Annotated in this window: 15 protein-coding genes; 6 read left to right on the top strand and 9 right to left on the bottom strand. The window is 71.0% G+C overall.

Going from position 1 to position 14863, the window contains the following annotated elements:
• Positions 1-206: 206 nt before the first annotated feature.
• The 3 genes from G569_RS0101845 to G569_RS0101835 all read right to left on the bottom strand — a co-directional run bounded on the left by G569_RS0101845 (position 207) and on the right by G569_RS0101835 (position 5762).
• Entirely contained in the window at positions 207-4586 is a 4380-nt protein-coding gene (locus G569_RS0101845) for a beta strand repeat-containing protein (RefSeq protein ID WP_157591753.1), read from the bottom strand.
• Between the two features lie 83 nt (positions 4587-4669).
• Positions 4670-4996 carry a hypothetical protein gene (locus G569_RS0101840; protein WP_028062146.1) on the bottom strand — a complete coding sequence of 109 codons (327 nt, stop codon included), beginning with the start codon at positions 4994-4996 and terminating at the stop codon, positions 4670-4672.
• Positions 4997-5030: 34 nt separating this feature from the next.
• Positions 5031-5762: a DUF922 domain-containing protein gene (locus G569_RS0101835; RefSeq protein ID WP_028062145.1), complete on the bottom strand. Its 732-nt coding sequence runs from the start codon at positions 5760-5762 to the stop codon at positions 5031-5033.
• A 30-nt stretch (positions 5763-5792) separates the two neighbouring features.
• On the opposite strand from G569_RS0101835, the gene G569_RS44820 reads away from it, so the two are divergent.
• Entirely contained in the window at positions 5793-6635 is an 843-nt protein-coding gene (locus tag G569_RS44820; RefSeq protein ID WP_037494186.1) for a short-chain dehydrogenase/reductase, read from the top strand.
• On the opposite strand, the gene G569_RS0101825 is transcribed toward G569_RS44820, so the two are convergent.
• On the bottom strand, positions 6609-7160 hold the full coding sequence (locus G569_RS0101825; protein ID WP_028062144.1) for a TetR/AcrR family transcriptional regulator: 552 nt from the start codon (positions 7158-7160) through the stop codon (positions 6609-6611). The genes G569_RS44820 and G569_RS0101825 overlap by 27 nt on opposite strands.
• A gap of 33 nt (positions 7161-7193) precedes the next feature.
• Between G569_RS0101825 and G569_RS44815 the strand changes: the two genes are divergently transcribed.
• From G569_RS44815 to G569_RS0101810, 3 genes are read left to right on the top strand one after another with little or no spacing between them, the layout of a single operon-like run.
• Positions 7194-7811, top strand: a complete 618-nt coding sequence (locus tag G569_RS44815; RefSeq protein WP_053225703.1) for a molybdopterin-dependent oxidoreductase — start codon at positions 7194-7196, stop codon at positions 7809-7811.
• A gap of 57 nt (positions 7812-7868) precedes the next feature.
• Complete coding sequence (locus G569_RS0101815; RefSeq protein WP_028062143.1) at positions 7869-8837, top strand: hypothetical protein; 969 nt, start codon at positions 7869-7871, stop codon at positions 8835-8837.
• A gap of 20 nt (positions 8838-8857) precedes the next feature.
• The gene (locus G569_RS0101810) at positions 8858-9934 is read left to right on the top strand and encodes a sulfite oxidase (RefSeq protein ID WP_037494184.1); all 1077 of its coding nucleotides are present in this window, start codon (positions 8858-8860) and stop codon (positions 9932-9934) included.
• Here G569_RS0101810 and G569_RS0101805 read toward each other — a convergent pair.
• Positions 9931-10620 carry a DUF2461 domain-containing protein gene (locus G569_RS0101805; protein WP_028062141.1) on the bottom strand — a complete coding sequence of 230 codons (690 nt, stop codon included), beginning with the start codon at positions 10618-10620 and terminating at the stop codon, positions 9931-9933. The genes G569_RS0101810 and G569_RS0101805 overlap by 4 nt on opposite strands.
• 8 nt (positions 10621-10628) lie before the next feature.
• Positions 10629-11351: an IclR family transcriptional regulator gene (locus G569_RS0101800; protein ID WP_053225702.1), complete on the bottom strand. Its 723-nt coding sequence runs from the start codon at positions 11349-11351 to the stop codon at positions 10629-10631.
• A gap of 21 nt (positions 11352-11372) precedes the next feature.
• On the opposite strand from G569_RS0101800, the gene G569_RS0101795 reads away from it, so the two are divergent.
• On the top strand, positions 11373-11741 hold the full coding sequence (locus tag G569_RS0101795; RefSeq protein WP_028062139.1) for a RidA family protein: 369 nt from the start codon (positions 11373-11375) through the stop codon (positions 11739-11741).
• Here the strand turns inward: G569_RS0101795 and G569_RS44810 are convergent.
• Genes G569_RS44810 through G569_RS0101780 form a run of 3 tightly spaced genes read right to left on the bottom strand, consistent with a single transcriptional unit; the run spans position 11671 to position 13707 of the window.
• Positions 11671-12285 (bottom strand): SRPBCC family protein, encoded by a 615-nt coding sequence (locus G569_RS44810; protein WP_053225701.1) that lies wholly within the window; start codon positions 12283-12285, stop codon positions 11671-11673. The two genes, G569_RS0101795 and G569_RS44810, sit on opposite strands and share 71 nt — an antisense overlap.
• 27 nt (positions 12286-12312) lie before the next feature.
• On the bottom strand, positions 12313-13101 hold the full coding sequence (locus G569_RS44805) for a DUF2182 domain-containing protein (RefSeq protein ID WP_037494180.1): 789 nt from the start codon (positions 13099-13101) through the stop codon (positions 12313-12315).
• Positions 13102-13104: 3 nt separating this feature from the next.
• Positions 13105-13707: a DUF1326 domain-containing protein gene (locus G569_RS0101780; RefSeq protein WP_028062138.1), complete on the bottom strand. Its 603-nt coding sequence runs from the start codon at positions 13705-13707 to the stop codon at positions 13105-13107.
• Between the two features lie 60 nt (positions 13708-13767).
• Here G569_RS0101780 and G569_RS57035 point away from each other — a divergent pair, with 60 nt between their 5' ends.
• Complete coding sequence (locus G569_RS57035) at positions 13768-14859, top strand: sensor histidine kinase (RefSeq protein WP_053225700.1); 1092 nt, start codon at positions 13768-13770, stop codon at positions 14857-14859.
• The last annotated feature ends 4 nt before the right edge of the window (positions 14860-14863 follow it).

Genomic DNA, 14863 nt, shown 5'->3' with positions numbered 1-14863 from the left:
TTGAGCCACGGCTCTGGAAACTTCGAAGATTGTGGCTGAAGTGCGAGGATCACGCTTCTAGTCGTCGCAGCGCGGCAGAGTTCGCCCCTGCTGTCGGCGACCACGCCGATTTCTCGGACCGAGCAGTCAGGCTCGCGAGCGCAGCACGGAGCGCGTGACGAGGCCGTCATCACGCTCGGCGATCACCAAGCAATGCACCTGAACCGCTACCTGCATAGCTTGTAGCTGCGCTTGCCCGTGAGGGTGCGTTTGTCCGTGGTGGTGATGCGGATCGTGACCGCGAACGTCGACTTCTTGAGCTTGCGGGTGTCGACGGTGGCGGTGCGGTTGTGGATGGTCACCGGCTTGCCGTCGAGGAGGAGCTTGACGGACTTGATCTTGATGCCCCTGGGTTCGCGGATGCGGATCTTGAAGGAGCCGCGGCGGACGCAGCCGGGCGAGGACGGGAGGCCGAAGGCCGCTCCGATCTGTTGAGGGGTTGCTCCCGTAAGTGGGGGCGTCGGGGTTGGGATCGGTGTCGGCGATGGAGTGGCGACGGGTGAGACGGTCGCAACCGGGGTTGCGGTCGGCGTCGGCGTCGGTGTGGGGGTCGGGGCCGGGACGAGGACCGGGGCGCTCGTTGCGGTGACGCTGCCGCCCGCGTTCGTGCCTGTGACGCGGCAGGTCAGCGAGTGGCCTGCGTCGGCGGGGACGAGGTCGTAAGTTCGGCCGTCGCCGACGAGACCGCCGTCGCGGAGCCACGCGAACGCGAACGTCGGGGAGCCCGTCCAAACCCCCTCGTTGCACGTGAGCTCGTTGCCGACGACCGGCTCGCCGGTGATGGTGGGTGTGCCCGCGACGGGAGCTTCGGGGCCGAGGACGACCAAGCGGAAGCCGGGCTTGGAGCCGTCGTCGGCGAAGGACTTGGCGCCGAAGGTCGTGCCGGTCAAAGTCGCGAAGGTGCCGGTGCGCGTGGCGGCGGTCAGGACTTGGAACTTCGTGCCCGTCGGTGGGTTGAACGCCGGAGCGCGCACGATCGCCAGGGTGCCGTTCAGGCTTGCGGTGCCTCCGACGATCATCTGGCCGAAGTCGCTCACGCTGTTGATGTCGGTCTCCAACACGCCGCCCGCGCCCTGCTTGTAGCCACCGCTGATCGTCAAGCGGCCGGGGCGGAGGGTGGCGTCGGTGTTCGCGACATCGCCCGAGATCGTCCCGGAGCCGGTCAAAGACCCGCCAGAGAGCGTGAGTTCTTTCGCGTTGGCCAACGTCTCACCCGCGCCGACGTCGATCTGGCCGGAGGTCTGCGTCAACGCGTCCGGGAACGTCAAAGTGCCTGCGCCAGGAGAGATCAACCCGCCCGCGTTGGTGATCGCTCCGGCCGCGGTGCCGACACCGGTCAGAGTCCCGCCGGCGACGTTCGACAGGCCCGCCGCGAACGTCAAAGGCTCGCCGCTGACCGTGAACACGCCTCCGTTTCTCACTCGCGAGAACCAGGTGCGCGCGGGGCCCGCCAGGCCGACTGAGCTGCCGGCCACGACATCGACCAGAGAGTCGGCGGAGCTGCAGTTGAACGCTCCGGCGCCCGCCCCGATCGCGAGCGCCCCGGCGACCTGCAGCGTCGAGCCGTTCGTGACGCACACAGAGCCGCCGTCCCAGGCGCTGTTGCCCACGCGCAGGGTTACGCCGCCGTTGAGGGTGAGCTGGTTCGGGCCGCTCTTCCCAAATGCGCCGGTCACCGTCGTGGTGGCGGGGCCGGACATCGTGCCCGACGTGACCGCGAGATTCCCGATCGACCGGTTGCGGGTGCCGGCGAGCGTTCCGCCCTGCAACGCGACCTGGACCCAGGACGTCGCCGGCTGGGTGCCGTTGAGGTTCACCACGCCGCCGAGCATCTGCAGCACGGTGGGGGTGAGGGTTCCGCCGTCCGGCACCGTGAGGGTGCCGCCGTTGACCACCAACGTGCCGGGACCGCCCATCGCATTCAAGGTGCGGTCGGCGGAGATCGTCAGTTGGGCGGGCGCGGCGATCGACCAGGCTCCGGCGTCGGTGTTGGCGCCGGCGGCGCCCAGCGTCAGAGCGCCGGCGTCGAGCGAGACCAGCCCGTCGTTGTCCACCTGCGAGAACCAGGTGCGGGTGCCGCCGGCGACGTCGATCGAGCCGGTTGCGCTCACCCGCACGAGCGAGTCGTTCGACGAGCAGTTGAAGGACCCCGCGCCGGTGGCCACGTTCAATGCGTGGTCGAGTTGCAGTGACGAGCCGCTGGTGATGCAGATGCTGCCTCCGGTCCAGCTCACGTCGATCGCCGGGTGGACTGTGACGCCGCCGGTCAGCGTCAGTTGGTTGTCGGTGGACTTGACGAAGGAGCCGGTGACCGTGGTGGTCGCCGCGCCCGTCAGCGTTCCGGACTGCGCGGCGAGCGACGCGATGCTCCGCGCGCGGGTGCCGCCGAGCGTCCCGCCGGTCAGATTGACCACAGGCAACGTCAATGCGGGCGCGGTGCCGTCGACGGTGACGACTCCGCCGCTGAGATTCAGGACGGCGGGGTTCAAGGTGGCGCTTTGCGGGATCGTGGTGGTGCCGCCGTTGACCAGCAGCGTCCCGGCGCCGCCGATCGCCGCGAAAATGTGGTCGGCGGACACGGTCAGCTGGGACGGGGCGGCGATCGACCAGGCACCGGCGTCGGTGTTCGCCCCAGCGGCGCTCAAGGTCAACCCGCCCGCGTCGAGCTTGACGAGTCCGTCGTTGTCGATCCGGGAGAACCAGCTGCGGGTGCCGCCGGCGACGTCGATCGAGGCGGTCGGCGTGAGCTGGACGAGCGAGTCGTTGGATGAGCAGTTGAAGGAGCCGGCGGCGGCGGCGATGTCGAGCTCGTTCTGGATTCGGAAGGTGGAGCCGCTCGTGATGCAGATGTCGCCGGCGTTCCAGGACACGTCGACGACCGGGCGGATCGTGGTTGCACCGGTGACGGTCAGCTGGCCTGCGGTGCTCTTGACGAAGCCGTTGAGCGTCGTGGTCTGCGCGCCGCTCAACGTCCCGGACTGCGCGGCGAGCGACGTGATCGTGCGGTTGCGGGTGCCGCCGAGCGTCCCGCCGGTCAGGTTGACCACGGGCAACGTCAACGCGGGCGCGGTGCCGTCGACGTTCAGGACCCCGCCCGAGACGGTCAGGACCGCGGGGTTGAGGGTCGCGCCGTCGGGGATCGTCGTCGTGCCGCTGTTGACCAGCAGCGTGCCGGCTCCGCCGACGGCGGCGAGGGTGCGGTCGGCGGAGATCGTCAACTGGGACCCACCGGCGATCGCCCACGAGCCGGCGTCGGTATTCGCCCCCGCGGCGCTCAATGTCAGGGCCCCGGCGGCCAGCGACACGAGCCCGTCGTTGTCGACCCGCGAGAACCAGGTGCGGGTGCCGCCGGCGACGTCGATCGAGGCCGTCGGCGTGAGCTGGACGAGCGAGTCGTTCGAGGAGCAGTTGAACGACCCCGCGCCGGCGGCGATGCCGAGCTCGTTCTGCAGCCGGAAGGTGGAGCCGCTGGTGATGCAGATGTCGCCGGCGTTCCAGGACACATCAATGACCGGGCGGATCGTGGTCGAGCCGGTGACGGTCAGCTGCCCGGTCGTGCTTTTGACGAACGAGCCGCTGACGGTCGTGGTCTGAGCGCCGCTCAAGGTCCCGGACTGCGCGGCGAGCGACGTGATCGTCCGGTTGCGCGTGCCGCCGAGCGTTCCACCGGTCAGGTTGACCGAAGCCAACGTCAACGCGGGCGTGGTGCCGTCGACGTTCACAACCCCGCCGGACACGGTCAACACAGCAGGGTTCAGCGTGCCGCCGTTGGGCACGGTCGTGGTACCGCTGTTGACCAGGAGCGTGCCGGCGCCCGTAACGGCGGCAACGGTGCGATCGGCGGAGATCGTCAACTGCGCCGCCGCGCCGATCGACCAAGCGCCCGCGTCGGTGTTCGGCGCCGCGGCCGAGAGCGTCAACGTGCCGCTGCCGAGCGACACGGTGCCGTCGTTGTCGACCCGCGAGAACCAGGAGCGGGTTCCCGCGACCGTCACGAGGCTCGTCGCGGTGAACTGCACGATCGAGTCGTTCGAGCTGCAGTTGAACGAGCCGGCGCCCGCCGCGATGTCCAACGCGTTCTGGATACGCAACGTCGACGCGTTCGTGACGCAGAGGTCCCCCATGGTCCAGGTCGAGTCGGCGGTCGGGGCGACCGTCACCCCGCTGGTCAGGGTCATCTGGCCGGCCGTGCTCTTCACGAAGCCGCCCCCGGCGTTGAGACGCCCGGCGCCCGTCAGCGTGCCCGAGTTGAGCACGGTGGCGCCGGACACGTCCAACTTGCTGGTGCCGAACGTGAGGGTCGCGCCGGTGACCGACAGTGAGGCGGCTGCGGCGTCAGCCGACAAAGTGACGCTGTCGCCGGTCCCGAGCACGACGTCGTCGGTGGCGGTCGGCCCGCCCGGGCAGTCCCAGTTGAGCGGGTCCTGCCAGAAGCCGGGCATCGGGGCGACGTAGTTGCACGTCGCCGCGCCGGCCGCGGGCGGCACGAGCACCGCGAACACGGTCGCCGCCACCACGATCCCCAAAGCCCTGCAAGCCTTCCGCATACGCGCTCCTTGGTGAGTCGCGCCGATCCTCTTAGGGTGCGTGAGCGCAAGTCAAGCCGAACTACTCGGAAGTAGGTCTCACTTCAGTCGCAGAACTCGGCGATCACCTCGTCGAGCATCGCGAGCGACGGGCGCCACTCCACCCGCGCCCGCGACGCCCGGAGCGCGTCCGGGTCGAGCAGGCCGAGTGCTCGGAAGCGGGTGAAGAGCGCCCGGAGTTCGTCGCGGGTCAAGTCCTCGGCGCAGTCGATCAAGGTGCGCGAAGGCGAGGTGACCGGGATGCCGTCGACCACCGTGAGGTCATCCGGGTGCAGGGGCGGCACACGATGCATCACGATGCCGGGGATCGAGGTGTCGATGCGCGGGTCGTCTCCGGAGCCCGGCACGATGACGTGGATGGGTTCGTCCATGCCTGTTGTAGGCGCGGACGCGGAAGGTTCGCCCCTATGGGCAGGCGAGATGCACGTCGACGCCGCCCACCGCGGATTGTTTCGCGCCGTGGCCGGTGAGCGTGTCGTAGTCGGTCGTGGCGGTGTCGATCGCGGTCTGGGCGTCCGACTGATAGGTGTTGACCTCGTTCTGGAGGTTCGTGGTGGCGTCCGCCGGGTCGCTGCCGGTCGCGGTGACGGTCTTCGGGAGTGCCTTGACGACCTTGTCGGTGACGTCGAAGTGCATGACCTCGTGGGCCTTGAGGGCGGACTTGTACTTGGCGACGGCCGCCTTGTCGGCGTCGGTCATGTCCGGCCAGGTCGGGACGATCACCTCGGCGGTGGAGGAGCTGTCGTAGGCCCAGGTGATGTCGACCTCGCCCTGCTGGGTCCCGTCGGGCAGCTTCTTGTGGCGGATCTTGCCGGCGGTCGGCTTGTAGACGGGCTGGGCCTCGCCGGTGTAGACGCCGGAGTTGATCCATGCCACGGCGGCGTTGCAGTCGTCGAAGCTCTTTGATGTCTCCGTGATCGCCGGGCGCTTGCCGCCGACGACCCCGACCTTCGCGACGGGCGCAGCCGTGTTCGTCTGCGTCGGCGCGGGCTGGCGGGCAAGGAAGCGGCAGACGGCCGCGTTGCCCACGGTCCGCTGGAGGCTGAGCACCACCTGGGGCGCGGACTCGAGCGCGGGCGCGACGGTCGTGGGGCGGTCCAGCTCCGGGGTGGCCTCACGGACACGCGCCAACGACATCGACCTATTGAACCGGACTAGAGTCACGCCATGGGCCGTTACTCGCTGAATGGCCAGGTGGCGCTGGTCACCGGCGCGGCGCGCGGGATCGGCGCCGCGACCGCGCGCTCGCTCCACGCCCGCGGCGCGAAGGTCGCGCTCGTGGACCTCGACCCGCCGGCCGCGTTCGACCCACAACGCACGCTCGGACTCGCAGCCGACGTGACCGACCGCGAAGCCATCAAGAACGCGGTCGAAGCCACGATCGAACGTTTCGGCGGACTCGACGTGATCGTCGCCAACGCGGGCATCGCGCCGAAGGTGACGACCGCGCTGACGATGGACCCCGACGTCTTCGAGCGGGTCGTCGAGGTCGACCTCCTCGGCGTCTGGCGCACCGTGCATGCAGGTCTTCCGCACGTCGCGAAGCGCCAAGGGCACGTCGTGCTGGTGGCATCGGTGTACGCGTTCGCGAACGGCGTCGGCGCGACCCCGTACGCGGTCGCCAAGGCGGGTGTCGAGCAGCTCGGGCGGGCCCTGCGCGTCGAGCTCGCCCAACATGGCGCGAGCGCGAGCGTCGCCTACTTCGGCTTCATCGACACCCACATGGTGCACGAGACGATCGACGCCGACCCGCTCGCCGACCGCATGCTCGCGACCTACCCGAAGCAACTCCACAAGCGACTCCCACCGGAGGCGGCGGGCGAGGCGATCGCACGCGGGATCGAGCGTCGCGCCGCGCGGATCGTCCGCCCGCGCCGGTGGGCGGCGCTCTCCACACTGCGCGGGATCGTCAATCCGCTCATCGACGAGCGGCTGCGGCGTGACGCAACCGTTCAGCAGTTGCTGCGCGAGGTCGAGAGCCGCTCAGCGCAGCAGGTGGGCGAGCGCTAGGTCGAGGACGTCCTTGCGCTTGCGGCCCGGGTGGTCGGCGGCGATCAGCGGGTGTCCCACGAACAGTGCGAAGGCGAGGGTGCAGCGGACTTCGGCGTCGGCGTCGTCCTCCGCGAACGCGGCGAACAGCGGCCGCATGTAGGCGAACCGGCGGTTGTCTAGGCGCTTGAGCCGGCGCGCGACCCCGTCGTCGCGGCGCGCCCAGTCGCGGATCGCGAGCTCGACGGCCGGCAGGTCGCGGCGCGTGCCGGCGAGGGCGAACAAGCGGCGGAGCCGGTCGCGGGCGTCGCCGCCGCCGGCGTCGACCTGGGCGATGACGTCATCGACCACGGCTCGTTCCCAGTCATCCAATAAGGCGTCGAGCAGCCCGGCGCGGTCGCTGAAGTGCCAATAGAAGCTGCCCTTGGTAGCGCCCAGTTCGCGCGCGAGCGGCTCGACGCGGACGGCCTCCGGGCCGCCGCGGGCGAGGGCGTTCAGGCCGGCCGCGATCCAGTCGCTGCGCGGTGTGCGGGCTTGCGCGGGCATGATCCATACGCTAGCGTATCCATACGCAACCGTATGGATACTCCACTTCCCCCAGGCCAGCGGGCGCTTGACCGCTTCCCGCGCTTCGGTACGAACCAAGGTCCGCCACCCACCGTCCCGGCCACGCCCGTGATCGAGATCGCCGGAGCGACGATCAGTGACCTCGCCTCGCTTCCGCGGCGGACGCTCGTCGCCGACTTCCACTGCGTCGCCGGATGGTCGGCGCGCGGGCTGCGCTGGGAGGGCGTGCCGCTCCGCGAGGTGCTGGACCCGCCCGCGGACGCGACGCACGTGCGCCTCGAAGGGCTCGACGGCCACTGGTCCGTGATGCTGGTCGAGGACGCGCTCCAAGACGACGTGCTGCTCGCCGACCGCCTCGACGGCGCGCCGCTCGATGCGAAGCACGGCGCGCCCGTGCGGCTCGTCGCCCCCGCGCACTACGGGTTCGTCAACGTCAAGCACCTGTGCCGGATCGACCTGCTGAGCGGGGAGCCGGCGCAGAGCCACGGCGCCGCCTCGGCCCGCGCCGACGTCGCGCTCAAGCTCATGGGGTACCGCCGCTTCACCCGCGCCCGGGTCTGGGAGGAGGAGCGCAACGCCGTCGTTCCCGCCCGCCTGATCCGGCTCGTCGGCCGGGTCATCGGTCCGTGAGGGTGCGGCTCGCCCCATAGACGAGGGAGGCCGGCGCCCGGATGATCGACCAGGACCATGCACCGGCGAGCGCACGAGACGGACCTCGAGGAGACGCGCCCGTCCAGACGCGCGCCGCCGCAACGCGAGCACGCGATGCTGGCGCTGCAGCGCGGGCTCGGCAATCAGGCGGTGCTCCGGATGCTGGCGCGCGAGCCCGCCCCCTCGCGGCTGAAGACCGAGCCGGTCACCGACCTCGACGACGCCGGGTGGGCGGCGGACGTGCGCGGCGGCGGGAAGAACGTGCAGCTCTACTCCGAGCTCGCGACGCTGCTCCAGGCGACCAAGCTCCAGGACGTCGCCGGCACGGCCGCGAGCGACATCAACACGGCGCTGCGGCCGGAGGCCGCGAGCCTCAAGCCGGGACTGAACTTCGTCGCCCGGCTCGAGCCCAGGGGCCAGACGGGGTTCCTCGTCGGCGGGGAGTACACGGGAAAGCTGCCGACCACGCGAACCGGCGAGGAGCCGAAGGTCGCGATCCTGCTCGGCCCGCGGGCGTTCGATCCGGGCAACAAGGCGGCGGCGCTCGGCGTCCTGCGCCACGAGATGGAGCACGCGTTCCACGACCAGTTGGCGGCGAAGGCGCTCAAGCGCTGGCGGGAGGAAGCGACGAAGCTGCCCTTCGAGGGGTGGCTGGAGAAGCAGGCCATGTCGGCGGTCGACCGGGCGCTCGTGCGCGAACGCATCCCGGGCACGAAGGTGAACACTGAGGCGCTGGCGCACCTCGAGGGCTTCATCGCCGGCTTCCCGGTCGAGGCGCCGGGCGTCGAGGAGGGGGCGCATCGCGTCTACGAGAACGAGCTCGTGGCGGCGGCCGAGAAATGGCTCGGTGCGGACAAGGCGGTCCAGGACGAGTTCGTCGCTCGCCTGAAGGCCTTCAAAGCGCGCATGAAGGGTGAGCGGCTCAGCACGTTGACGGCCGGCCTCACGAAACTGAAGAGCGGCGACAAGGCCTATGCGCCGCTCGTCGACGCCGTCATGCGGTGACGAGACGGTAGTGTCGGCGGATGCGCCATGGCAAGCGCGCCGACCTGATCGTCCACGAGCAGGAGCCGTTCAACGCCGAGACCTGCCGGTCCGCGCTGGCCGAGGGTCCGATCACCGCCACGGACGCGTTCTACGTGCGGTCGCACGGTGCGGTGCCCGACATCGATCCCGGCAGATGGCGGCTGCGGGTGTTCGGAGCGGTCGAGCAGGAGCTCGACCTGTCGCTGGCGACGCTGCGTGAGGCGTTTCGCGAGCGCACGGTCACCGCGACGCTGCAGTGCGCGGGCAACCGCCGCGCGGGCCTGCTCGCCTACAAGGACATACCCGGCGAGGCGCCATGGGGCCCGGGCGCGACGGGAACCGCGACGTGGTCCGGGGTCGCGCTCGGCGACGTTCTCGCGCTCGCCGGTCCGCTGCGCAAGGCGACGCACGTCGGCTTCGAGGGCGCCGACGCGTCCCCCGAGGCGAAGCCGCCACAGCACTTCGGCGGGTCGATCCCACTCGACAAGGGCTGCCGCCCCGAGGTGCTGCTCGCGTGGGCGATGAACGGCGAGCCGCTCACGCCCGTGCACGGCGCGCCGGTGCGGGTCGTCGTCCCGGGCTACATCGGCGCCCGCAGCGTCAAGTGGCTCGAGCGGATCGAGGTTCGCGAGCATCCCTGGCAGGGCTACTTCCAGCAGGTCGTCTATCGGCTGTTGCCCGAGGACGCGACGCCGGCTCGCGGCGCAGGAATGCCGCTCGGGCTGGTCGCGCTCAACGCCGACGTGCTGGCTCCGACGGAGGGTGAGACCGTCGCGGCCGGCCCGGTCGAGGTCCGCGGGTACGCGTTCGCGGGCGGGGAGCGGCACGTCGCGCGGGTCGACGTCTCGCTCGATGCGGGCGCGTCCTGGTCGCAGGCCGAGTTGCTCGACGACCTCGGACCGTGGGCGTGGCGACACTGGCGGATCACGGTCCAGCTCGCGCCCGGCGAGCACGAGCTGACCGTGCGCGCGTGGGACTCGTCCGCGGCCACGCAGCCGGAGGACGAGGCCGCGCTGTGGAACCCGAAGGGCTACGTGAACAACGCCCGCCCGCGGCTCCGGCTGCGAGCCGTCTAATACTGCACGCGCGCGCCGTCGCAGAGGTAGCGCATGAACGGGCCGGCGTCCGCGCACAGCGACAGGAACTGGTCGAGGAAGTCGCCCGCGACCGCGTGCTCCTCACTCAGGTCCACGTACGCGATGAAGTCCTTGCGCTTCAGGTCCTCGATCAGCTCGTGGTCCTTGTCGAACCCCGCCGGCGGGCGCTTGAGCGCCTCGCCGCCGAGCCGGAAATGGTCGGTGAACGGCGGCTCCTTCACGACGGCGCGCCAGCGGCCTGGCTTGGCCGCCATCGACGTGCGGATGGCGTGCAGCGTGTCGCGATCCGGGTGCCACAACCCGCACGCCATGAACACGCGATCGGGTTCGAGGTTCAGGTAGAAGCCCGGCGCGTGGACGTCGCGCGACTGGGCGTGGCGGAACTGGATGCCGATGTTCGTCTTGTACGGCGACTTGTCCTTGGAGAAGCGGACGTCGCGGTAGATGCGGAAGACCGAGCCGCCCGAGGGGCGGGCGTCGGCGACGAAGTGGCGGCTGATCTCGGGCAGGCGCATCCCGACGTCCTCGACGAACGCCAGCGCGGGCTCCTGGACGTCGGCGACGAAGCGCGGCTTGTTGGCGGTGAACCATTCGCGGTCGTTGTTGGCGCCCAGCTCGCGCAGGAACGCGAACAGCTCGGGCGAGAAGGATGCGTCGACATTCACGAGGGACATCATCGCGAAAGCGCTCGGCCGAGCGACAGCGCGGCGGTGCGAACCGCGGGTGCCATCGTCTCGGGGCTTGAGCGGGAGCGGCGCGCGACCGCCAGCGCGAGTGCCGCGACGACGGCTCCGTCACGCCATACCGGGGCGGCGACGCCGAGCACGCCCGCTCGCGACTCCTCGCGGTTGATCGCGATCCCGCGCTCGCGCACGGCGGCCAACTCGGCGCGCAACGCGGCCGGGTCGGTGATCGTGCCCGGACCGTGGCGTTCCAAAGCCAACATGTCGACGATGTCGGGCCCGAACGCGAGCAGCACCTTGCCCGCCGCGGTGACGTGCGCGGGCAGCCGGCCGCCCACCCGCGACGGCACCGGCGGGGCGAGACGCCCCGACAGCTGCTCGATCCAGACCGTGTCGACGCCGTCGAGCACCGCGAGCGAGACCACCTCGCGCGTCACTTCGTAGAGGTCCGCCATGAACGGGAGCGCGGTCTCGCGCATCGCCGACGGGACGAGCTGGCCGAGCTCGAACAGGCGCAGCCCGGGACGGACGCCGCCGTGCACGCGCTCGAGCCCGCCCCATTCGATCAGCCGCACGACGATCCGGTGCACGCTCGCGAGCGACATGCCCGTGCGGCGGGCGAGCTCGCGGATCGTGACCGGCTCCCCGTCGAGCGCGTCGAGCACCGCGAGCATGTTCTCCTGAGGTGAACGCACGAGCCGAAAGCGTGCCATGCACGAGCCATGCTCGGCGGCATGACACGAGTCCCCTCGCCTTCGCCCTACGCCCCCACGATCGGCTTCAGCGCCGCGGTGCGCGCCGGCGACTGGGTCCATACCGCCGGCATGACGGCGCCCGAGAGCGCCGAAGACGCGGGCACGCAGACGCGCGAGGTGCTGCGCAAGATCGAGGCGGCGCTGCAGGACGCGGGGGCGACCCTCGAGGACATCGTCCGCACCCGCATCTACCTCGCCGACGCCGACGACTGGGAGGTCGTGGGACGCGTCCACGGCGAGGTCTTCGCCGACATCCGCCCCGTCGCCACGATGGTCGTCACCGGGCTGCTGGATCCGCGGATGCGTGTGGAGATCGAGGCCGTGGCATACGCTCCGCCCGCTGCTTGATCCCTCGCAGCATCCTGCGCTCCATCACCAGCGACGCCGGCTCCATCGGGAGCATCCCGAGCCGCGCCGCGAGCGTCGGCAGGCGGAACCGGTTGCGGCTGATCAGCCGGGTGCCGCCGCGCTCCTGCGCCAACACGAACGTCCACACCCAATTGCCGTCCGCGGAGCGCCACGCGAGCACCCGCTCCGGCTCGACCACCTCCACCCGCATCCGGTTCGTCCCGTACCCGATCTCGTCCCCGACGGTCGGGTGCTGGAACTCCGGCAGCACGCGGTCGACGCTGTGCATGTTCAACCCGAGCAGGTTCTCGATCCAGTCGTAGGTGTACGCGCCGCCACGCGGAGCGGGACCCATCTGCGCGATCCACGGCCAGACCGCCGAGGGCGGCGCGTCGATCCAGGTCGCGCGAGTGGCGACACCGTCCGCGTCCGCGAGCAGCTCGTCGCCGGGCAGCGGATCGGAGACGTCTCGGGCACCCCAGGTCAGCACGCGGCGACGGAGCACCGCAAAGTAGAGAGCGATCGCGACGAGTGCGGCGAGCATGCACCGAGTGTCGGCCAGGGCCGGCGCTCACGCATCCGCAGAAGCCCGCATCTCCATCTGCGGCATCTCCGCGGGGATCGTCAGGCCCGGCACGGCGTCGGGTGCCGCGAGGACGAGGACGCCGAGCGCCAACAGGATCGCCGCGGTCCCGTAGGTCGCGGGCCGGCGCCACGGGAGCGTCTTCTCGACCGCGATGAGCGCGGCGATGCAGAGCATCCAGGCGATGCTCATGACGCCCAGCGCGAAGAGGGACGCCATCAGCGCCCAGCAGCAGCCGACGCACCACGCGCCGTGCTCGGCGCCCATCCTGACCGCCCCGCCGCGCCCGTCGCGCCAGGCACCGACGAGGAACCCGAGCGGGCTGCGGCACTTGCCGAGGCAGACGTCCTTGAGCGGCGTGAGCTCGTAGACGGCCGCGACGACGAGCGTGCCGCCGGCGACCCACCGACCGGCGCCGTCCCACGCGAGCGTGTCGCCCGCGAGCCGGGCGACGCCGTAGGCGAGCACGCCCACGGCGCTCCACACGATCAGGTAGCCCGCGGTGAACACCAACGGCGACAGCGTTCCCTTGGTCATCCGCGCGTAGAGCGCGACCGTGGGAGCGAGCGACGGGAACATCATCGCGGCCATCATCACGACCCAGGTCCCGAGGAACCAGCCGAGGGTCCCCAGCGTGGTCCACGGGCCGTCGTCCATGCCGCGCATGCGGTCGGCGGTCCACCACCAGCCGATCGCCGCGAGGCCGACGAGCAGGGCGACGAGTCCCGCGCGGGCGCGCGTGGCCGTGAAGGCCGGCGCCAGGCCCGAGTCGATCACGGCTCAGCCCGCCCAGGCGAACCCGCTCTTCGAGAGCCCGGTCTTGCCCTCGTAGGAGATGCCGAAGCCATTGATGCTCGAGCGGGTCGCCTCGGCCATCGTCAGGTCGGTGCCGACCGGATGGAACATGCCGTCGAAGCGGACCGGCTGACCGTTCTCGACGCCGAACGGGACGATGTCCTGGACCTCGAAGTCGACGTCGTCGCCGATTCGCACGCTGTGGCGAAGACCGTCGTGGAGCACCTCGATCGGCGCGCGTTGGACGCCCAGCACCTCGCCCACGAGCGGAGCGAGCCCGGCCATCGGTCCGCCGAGCTGGCCGGTGAAGACGCGCGTGAGCTTGTCCGCCTGCTCGTCGTCGGCCCGGTCGTCGATGAAGACGCCGAGCTTCCAGTTGCCGTCGGTCATGACCTTCGGCGTGTCGATGATCGCGACGAGGTTGAGCGCACCGATGTCGGTGCCCTCGATCTCTCCTTCGCGGATCTCGAACGCGAGCGTCGCGCGGCAGAAGTCGTAGGTCGCGCCGTGATCGAACGAGAGGTTGCACGGACACATCAGCTCGCACGAACAGGTCTCGACGTAGTTGCCGCGCAGATTCCAGGCCACGGTGCACCACCTTTGAGTCGAAGAACCCGATTCTCCGACTGTCAGCATGTCGCGTCAACCATGATCACCCGGCTTCGCGGGATAGAGCTGCTCCGCGCCATCGCGGAGGGGACGGCGGGAGCGGCCGGCGAGGCGTTCCTGCACAGCCTCGTGCAACACCTCGCCGAGGCGTTCAACGCGAAGCTGGTGTTCGTCGGCGAGTCCGACCCCGCGGGCGCGCACGTCCGCGTGATCGCCGGCTTCTACGACGGCGCGCACATGGCGGAGCCCTTCGCGTACGACACGGACGGCCAGCCGTGCGCGCTCATGGTCGAGCACGCGGTCGTCTCCTACCCGACGGCGCTGACCGAGCACTTCCCGGCCGACATCGCCGCGATCGAGATGGGGCTGGAGAGCTACTTCGCCGTCTGCCTGCGCGCGTCCGACGGCACGCACCTCGGCCACCTGGCGGTGCTCGACTCGCAGCCGATGGAGGCGGGCGACGACGACGTCGCCGCGCTGCAGATCTTCGCCGCCCGGGCGGCCGCGGAGCTCGAGCGTCGTCGGCAGGCCGCGGCGCTGGAGGAGTCGCGCACGCGCGCGATCGAGGCCGCCGACGCCGAACGCCGCCGGATCGGGCGCGACCTGCACGACGGCGCGCAACAGCGGCTGATGGCGGTCGCGAACTTCCTCACGGTCGCGCGCAAGCACGCCGATTCCGAGGTGCTCGCGCTCGCGGCGAACGAGCTCACCGCCGCGAACGCGGAGCTGCGCGAGCTCGCCCGCGGCCTGTACCCGGTCGCCCTCGCCGAGCGCGGCCTGCAGGGCGCCCTGGAGTCGCTGGCCGCGGGCTGCGCGGTTCCCGTCACGGTCGACGTGCAGGCCGCGGAGCTCCCCGAGCGGGTCGCGCTCGCGGCGTACTTCGTGGCGGCCGAGTCGCTGGCCAACTGCGGCCGCTACGCACGGGCAGGAAGCGCTCTCGTGCGCGCGACGGTCGACGACGGCGTCCTGCGGGTCGAGATCTCCGACGACGGCGTCGGCGGCGCCGACCCGCGCGCGGGCACGGGCCTGCGCGGACTCGTCGACCGCATGGAGATCCTCGGCGGTCGCCTCGACGTCGCGAGCCCGCCGGGCGCGGGCACTCGTGTCATAGCGTCGATCCCGCTCGGGTAGCCTC

This window comes from Solirubrobacter soli DSM 22325, from assembly GCF_000423665.1.
In the GTDB taxonomy this organism is placed as follows: Bacteria; Actinomycetota; Thermoleophilia; order Solirubrobacterales; family Solirubrobacteraceae; genus Solirubrobacter; species Solirubrobacter soli.
This window is presented reverse-complemented; position numbering and strand designations above follow the sequence as displayed.

Coding starts and splice junctions, on each gene's coding strand:
- G569_RS0101845 (WP_157591753.1), bottom strand. CDS start 4,586: ATGCGGAAGGCTTGCAGGGCTTTGGGGATCGTGGTGGCGGCGACCGTG.
- G569_RS0101840 (WP_028062146.1), bottom strand. CDS start 4,996: ATGGACGAACCCATCCACGTCATCGTGCCGGGCTCCGGAGACGACCCG.
- G569_RS0101835 (WP_028062145.1), bottom strand. CDS start 5,762: ATGTCGTTGGCGCGTGTCCGTGAGGCCACCCCGGAGCTGGACCGCCCC.
- G569_RS44820 (WP_037494186.1), top strand. CDS start 5,793: ATGGGCCGTTACTCGCTGAATGGCCAGGTGGCGCTGGTCACCGGCGCG.
- G569_RS0101825 (WP_028062144.1), bottom strand. CDS start 7,160: ATGCCCGCGCAAGCCCGCACACCGCGCAGCGACTGGATCGCGGCCGGC.
- G569_RS44815 (WP_053225703.1), top strand. CDS start 7,194: ATGGATACTCCACTTCCCCCAGGCCAGCGGGCGCTTGACCGCTTCCCG.
- G569_RS0101815 (WP_028062143.1), top strand. CDS start 7,869: ATGCACCGGCGAGCGCACGAGACGGACCTCGAGGAGACGCGCCCGTCC.
- G569_RS0101810 (WP_037494184.1), top strand. CDS start 8,858: ATGCGCCATGGCAAGCGCGCCGACCTGATCGTCCACGAGCAGGAGCCG.
- G569_RS0101800 (WP_053225702.1), bottom strand. CDS start 11,351: ATGGCACGCTTTCGGCTCGTGCGTTCACCTCAGGAGAACATGCTCGCG.
- G569_RS0101795 (WP_028062139.1), top strand. CDS start 11,373: ATGACACGAGTCCCCTCGCCTTCGCCCTACGCCCCCACGATCGGCTTC.
- G569_RS44810 (WP_053225701.1), bottom strand. CDS start 12,285: ATGCTCGCCGCACTCGTCGCGATCGCTCTCTACTTTGCGGTGCTCCGT.
- G569_RS57035 (WP_053225700.1), top strand. CDS start 13,768: ATGATCACCCGGCTTCGCGGGATAGAGCTGCTCCGCGCCATCGCGGAG.